Source organism: uncultured Enorma sp. (assembly GCA_905210055.1).
GTDB lineage: Bacteria > Actinomycetota > Coriobacteriia > Coriobacteriales > Coriobacteriaceae > Enorma.
Genome location: CAJLVH010000008.1, coordinates 21,685 through 27,706, shown reverse-complemented (window position 1 = coordinate 27,706; position 6,022 = coordinate 21,685). Strand labels below are relative to the sequence as shown.

General features: G+C 61.3%; 6 protein-coding genes. 1 reads left to right on the top strand and 5 read right to left on the bottom strand.

The genetic code is table 11. The features are described from left to right. Positions 1 to 30: 30 nt before the first annotated feature. From QZ079_RS01405 to QZ079_RS01390, 4 genes are all read right to left on the bottom strand, one after another. A complete protein-coding gene (locus QZ079_RS01405; protein ID WP_291288033.1) occupies positions 31 to 894 on the bottom strand; it encodes a carbohydrate ABC transporter permease in 864 nt (287 codons plus the stop codon). A gap of 10 nt (positions 895 to 904) precedes the next feature. Continuing rightward, positions 905 to 1,819 carry a carbohydrate ABC transporter permease gene (locus QZ079_RS01400; RefSeq protein ID WP_297034118.1) on the bottom strand — a complete coding sequence of 305 codons (915 nt, stop codon included), beginning with the start codon at positions 1,817 to 1,819 and terminating at the stop codon, positions 905 to 907. Between the two features lie 110 nt (positions 1,820 to 1,929). Then, a complete protein-coding gene (locus QZ079_RS01395) occupies positions 1,930 to 3,276 on the bottom strand; it encodes an ABC transporter substrate-binding protein (protein WP_297034115.1) in 1,347 nt (448 codons plus the stop codon). A gap of 99 nt (positions 3,277 to 3,375) precedes the next feature. Then, complete coding sequence (locus tag QZ079_RS01390; RefSeq protein ID WP_297034111.1) at positions 3,376 to 4,398, bottom strand: LacI family DNA-binding transcriptional regulator; 1,023 nt, start codon at positions 4,396 to 4,398, stop codon at positions 3,376 to 3,378. Between the two features lie 409 nt (positions 4,399 to 4,807). Here QZ079_RS01390 and nth point away from each other — a divergent pair, with 409 nt between their 5' ends. Next, positions 4,808 to 5,470, top strand: a complete 663-nt coding sequence (gene nth, locus QZ079_RS01385) for an endonuclease III (RefSeq protein ID WP_297034107.1) — start codon at positions 4,808 to 4,810, stop codon at positions 5,468 to 5,470. A 93-nt stretch (positions 5,471 to 5,563) separates the two neighbouring features. Here the strand turns inward: nth and QZ079_RS01380 are convergent, their stop codons facing one another. After that, on the bottom strand, positions 5,564 to 6,022 hold the full coding sequence (locus QZ079_RS01380) for a type II toxin-antitoxin system HicB family antitoxin (RefSeq protein WP_297034104.1): 459 nt from the start codon (positions 6,020 to 6,022) through the stop codon (positions 5,564 to 5,566).

Here is a 6,022-nt window from a genome sequence, read left to right as displayed (position 1 = left end):
GGGGGAGCCGGTCAAAACAAACGGTGGCGCCTATCCCTTGACGCCGGTTGCGGCGACACTCGCCTGCACCTTCTCCTGCGCGAGCGCGTAGAGGATGATGCCCGGCAGAATCACGATGGCAAGCGCCGCGAAGAGCTGGGTGTAGTTGTAGCTGAACTCGCTCGTGAAGAACGCGAGCGCGATGGGCAGGGTGCGGTTCACGTCCGAGACGGTGAGCAGGCTCGCGAAGTAGTACTCGTTCCAGTTGCCCAGGAACATGAGAATGCCCGCCGTGGTGAGCGCGCTTTTCGCGAGGGGCATGTTGATCGTCCAGAACGTGCGGAAGAACCCCGCGCCGTCGATGCGCGCGGCCTCGTCGAGGCTCTTGGGGATCGACATGAAGCCGGAGCGCAGAATGAAGATCGACATCGCCATGCCCGTCGAGATGTACACGAGCGTGACGCCCCAGATGTTGTCATAGAGCCCGAGGTTCATGATGAGGCTGAAGATGGGCTGCGTCTTGCTATGTGCCGGCACGAGCAACGTGATGGTGAAGAGCACGAAGATGAGGTTCCGCCCCGGGAACTTGAACTTCGCGAGCACGTAGGCGCCCATGGCATAGAAGAGCAGCGAGGCTGCCGTGGAGACGCCCGCGGCGATGAGGGAGTTCAGGAAGTACCGCGGGAAGTTGTATTTCTGGAAGAGCTCCACGAACACCTCGAACGATACGTGCGTGGGCAGCGCGAGCGGCGAGGTGAGGATCTCGCCGTTCGTCTTGAACGCCGACATGATGACCCACAGGATCGGGAACGCCGAGATGACGATCACGAACACGATGATGAAGTACATGAAGATGCGCGTGAGCAAGCGTTTCACGTTGAACGATGCGCCGTTGGCCTTCGTAATGGTATCCATATGACTCACCTCACACATCCGACTCGTCCATACGGAACGCCTTGTTGATGAGGAAGAGCACCGCGAGGCCGATGACGAACATCACGACACCGATGGCGTTCGCGTATCCGTAGCGGTAGTCCATGATGCCGTTCACGAGCATGATCGAGAGGCTCATGGTGTCGTTGCCCGGGCCTCCCGCCGTGGTAAGGGCGATCTGCTCGTACATGGCGATGCGCGCCGTGACGGACACGATGACGCTCGTGCCGATGGAATTGCGGCAAAGCGGCAGCTGGATATCTTTGATGAGCCGCCAGCCGCTCGCGCCATCAATGCGCGCGGCCTCTAAAAGCTCACCCGAGACGTTCATGAGGTCGCCGAGGACGACGAGCGTCACGATGACGGCATAGAACATCCACGTGAGCGCAACGGCCCAAAACGCCCAGGGAGAGGAGTAGAACCACTGGACCGTGAAATCGGGGATGATGAAGCGGATAACGGTGTTGAGCACGCCGAAGTCGTTATTGAAGAAGAAGCGGTAGATCATGGCCCATGCCGCGGCCGAAATGACGTTGGGAATCATGAACACGGCACGCGCGAGCTTCCAGCCATGGGGTTTCTGGAAGAGCACGAGCGCCACGACTACACCGAAGCCCACGTGCACGAAGGTCGCGAGCAAACTCCAGTACAGAAGGTTCTGGAGCGCGAGCATGAACGAGCGGCTGTTCACCAGGTTCACGTAGTTCGTGAGGCCGTTGAAGACCGGATCGGTAAAACCGTCCCACTTGGTGAACGACGTGAGGAACACCTGGACGATAGGTGCCGCGTAGAACATCACGAAGACGATAAGCGTGGGCAAGAGGAACAGGTAGATCCACTTGTAGTTCGAGCGTTCGAGCGACGATGCGGCACGGCTGCCGCGCAGCGATGCAAGCTTTTCTTTCATGGGTTCACCCCTTTCCGATGCACCTCCTCGGTACCCGCGCGCGGCGCGACGACGAAAGCCGCCGCGCCGCGCGCTGTGAGGAAGGAAGACGCGTTATATCGGCAGCGTCGCTACTCGAGCGAAGCCTCCGCGGCGGCATCGGTGAGCACCTGCGCGAACTGCTCGGGCGTGTAGGTGCCGTTAGCAAGCTGCGGCAGCTCACGGCCGAAGTCGCTGTTAGCCACGGACGCCGGGATCATGTCGAGGATGCACGGCACGAAGACGGTGTCGGCGGTGGTATCAGCCGAAAGGTCACCGAGCGTCTGAACCTTCGCCTGCTCCTCGAGGAAGCCGTCCGAGTAGGTGATCAAGGGCGCGGAGCCGCCCTCGGCGAGCAGGTAGGCTTCGATCTCCTCGGGCGAATTGATGAATGCGAGGAACGCCTTGGCGAGCTCGATCTCCTCCTCGGAGGCAGAGGCGGAGACCCACCATTCGCCGAGGCTGGCGGTATTGGCGATGCCCATGTCACCAGGCCACAGAGCCGCATGCACGTCGGCGCCGTCGAAGCCGTTGGACCAGTTCTCGGCGTTGGCCTCGTCCAGGCTCGAGGACATCCACGGACCGTTGGAGATGATGGCGGCCTGGTTGCTCAGGAACGCGTTCTCGGCATCCGCGTAGGCGGCACCGATCGAGTTCGGCGCGGCGTTGTTCTGGAGCAGCGTCTGAAGCTGGCCCACGGCGGCGATGAACTCGGGCGTGTTGAAGTCGACAATCTGCTCCTGGACACCGGACGCGACCCAGTCGCCGCCGCCCTGCGCAGCAATGAGCGCCGTGAGGAACAGCGCGCAGACCCAGCCGTTCTCGGCCGTGGAGAAGGCGATCTTCTGATCACCGATCAGGCTCAGGAACTCGTCCATAGAAATCTGAGAGAGGTCCTCGGTGGGATCCCAGAGCTGCGTGTTCCAGTAGAAACCGGTGGGGCGCACCGTGGCGAGCGGCATGCTGTAGATGGCGCCGTCTTCCGTAGTGCAGTACTCGACGCCCTCGGGGATGAGGATATCCTTGATGTCCGGGTTCTCGTCGAGCCAGCCGGAGATGTCGTAGGCCAAGCCCTCAGGGAAGGCGATGTCCTTCTGCCAGTCGATGTCGCCACCCTGGACGAGGACGGGGAGCTGCTTCTGCTGAGCGAGCTGCTTCAGGCGGTCGTTGAAGCCGTCCTGCGGCACCGACTCGAGCGTGATGTGGTACTGGCCTTCATACTTCTCGTTGAAGCGCTCAACCTGAGGCTCGAAGAAGACGGCACCGACGTTCTCGCCCGTCTTGTACGAAGGGATGGTGACCTCGACCACGCCGGCGGCCGCAGAGCCGCTACCACCAGAGGCGTTGCCACCGCCGCCGCAGCCGGCGAGCCCTGCCGTGATCGCTGCACCGGCACCGACCATCGACGCACCTACGAAGGTCCTTCTCGAAACGTTCATGACAACTCCTTCCTGTTACCGAAAACGTTTTTGTCTCTTTTCGTACGAAAACGTTTTCGATTTGAACACTGCGACGCAGGGAGGCTCCCTGCGGAATCGCTAAAGTAACTTGCGCACGCTCCCTCGCTCGATGAGGGTGTGCGAGAGGGTAACCGTTTGAGGGTCCTTATCGCCAGCAAGCATGTCGCAAAGCAAGCGGACGGCCGCGTACCCTTTATCGCGGACGTTCTGGTTGACGGTCGTGAGCGGTGGCGAGGTAAATTTCGTAAGCTCAATGCCGTCATAGCCCACAACAGAGAAATCTTCGGGAACGCGGTAGCCCATGCGCGTAATCGTACGGAGCGCACCGATTGCGATGAGGTCGCTCATGCACAAGAACGCCGTCACGTCTTCCGCGCCATGCTCGGTGAGGAAGCGTTCGACCTTCGCCGCAGCGTCGTCGTGCGTGAAGTCGGTGTAGATGCTCAAAGCGGGATCGAGCTCGATGCCGTTCGCCTGATAGGCATCTTTGATGCCGGCGAAGCGCTCGATGCTCACGGCCGCGTCTTCGCCGCCATGCACGATGGCGATCTTGCGGTGTCCGCGGTCGATGAGATACTGCGCCGCCTCCGCCTCCGCCCGGCGATCGTCGAGCAGCACGCAGCCCGTGCGCTCGCCTTTGAGGGGAATGTCCACCGTCACGACGGGGCGCTCGCTTTGCGAGAGCGTCGTGCAGTACGGATCGGTCGTCTTGAGACCGAAGAGCATCGCGCCCGCCACGCCGCACTCGTAGCACAGCTGGTCGTAGCTCTTCTGCTCTTGGATTTCGGAATTGATGAGGTGAAGCGATATGTTCACACCATAATCGAGAGCGGCCTTGAACGATCCGCGCAGGAGCATGATATCGAAGTCGTTGAAGACCTCTTCGCTCAAAAAGCCCGAGATGAAGATGCCGATGTTGCGCACGCGCTTCGAGGAGAGCGACTGCGCCGTTTGGTTGGGGGCATAGCCGAGCTCGTCGGCGACCTGCTTGATGCGTTCGCGCGTCGCGTCGCTCACATCGGGGTAGCCGTTGAGCGCACGCGAGACGGTTCCGATCGCAACACCGGAAGCGGCGGCAACGTCACGAATCGTCACGGGCATGGACGGCACCCCCTTTCAGGGTCGCGCGATACGAGCGCGCGGGTCTTCCAGTTCGCAGACGCCGACAGATGCGATGTCGCCTACAGCTGAGCGCTGCCGATGCGAACCATGAAAACGTTCCGAAAACGTTTTCGATTACATTCTTATTACATACTGGCCGAAAAACCTACAAGCGAGCGCCCAGCGGTAGGCATCAAACGGCGAACGGCACCTGTCCGCCTGCCACATTCCCGGACGGAATGGGTGGGGGTTGGTTGGAGGGGTTGATTGGGGACGTGTTCCTCTCAACCCATAATGGGTTGGTTGGGGACGTGTTCCTCTCGACCCATACAGGAACGCCCCCACCCATTCCGCCGCTCGTCCACTGCTGCTAGAATTGCTGCGAGCACCAGCAACGGAAAGGCACGCCATGCCACGTGAAACCAATGCCGCAAAACGGGAGCGCGCCATCGAGGTGTGCCGTCGCCTCAACGAGCGCTACGGACCGGTCGAGTGCTTCCTCGATCACAAGAATCCGTTCCGCCTCGTCATCTCCGTGCTGCTCTCTGCACAGACGACGGACGCCCAGGTGAACAAGATCACCCCCGAGCTCTTCCGCCGCTGGCCCACGCCCGAGGCCATGGCGAGCGCCACGCCCGCTGAGGTCGCCGAGGTTATCAAGTCGCTCGGGTTCTACAAGATGAAGGCCAAACACGCCGTCGAATGCGCGCAGATGATCGTCGCCGATTATGGCGGCGAGGTGCCCGCGAGCATGGACGAGCTCGTGAAGCTCCCCGGCGTCGGCCGCAAGACCGCGAACATCGTGCTCAATGTGGGCTTCGGCATCGTGGAGGGCATCGCCGTCGACACGCATGTGAACCGCATCGCGCACCGGCTCATGCTCTCACCCAAAACGCATGCGAAAGAGCCGCTCAAAACCGAGCAAGACCTGTTGAAGATCCTGCCGCGCGAGTACTGGAACGACGTGAACCACCAGTGGATCATGCTCGGCCGCGAGATCTGCGACGCGCGCAAGCCGCTCTGTGGCGAATGCCCGCTCGCCGACATCTGCCCCAGCGCGAGGCTGAATTAGCCCCGCCCCGATCCGGGCGATGCCTGTGGAGACGCCATGCCTTTATCGCAAAAGGTTCCTTTACGCGTGATCTCTCTGCTATGCGCTGGTCTGCTATGCGTTGGCTTTCTTACGCGGACGACCCGCTCGTGCAGCGGACGCCTTCCGGCGCGCAATGCTCTCCACGGTAACGTATGTCCTTCGTCCCCGGCGATACCCGTCGAGCAGGCCTGCATCGAGTAGATGCGTGACGCGCCCCGCGCTTATGCCGAGGCGTCGCGACGCTTCGGCCGCAGATACGACCTCGCCCTCGACAAGATAGCTCTCATCGGTCTCGAAATGTACGATGAGCGAAACCTCGGGAGGCACAACTTCGCGAAAGGTCGGCGATGGAACGGAACACCCATCGCGAAGAAGCGCCGCGACGTATGTCCTCATCGCATCGGCGATTTCAAACGCTGCCTGTTCGCACGTATCCCCATAGCTCAAGCACCCAGGGAGGTCAGGCACGATGACGTCATATCCGCCCTCTTCGCCCGGCGTCATCACCGCCTGGAAAACGTATCCGTGCAT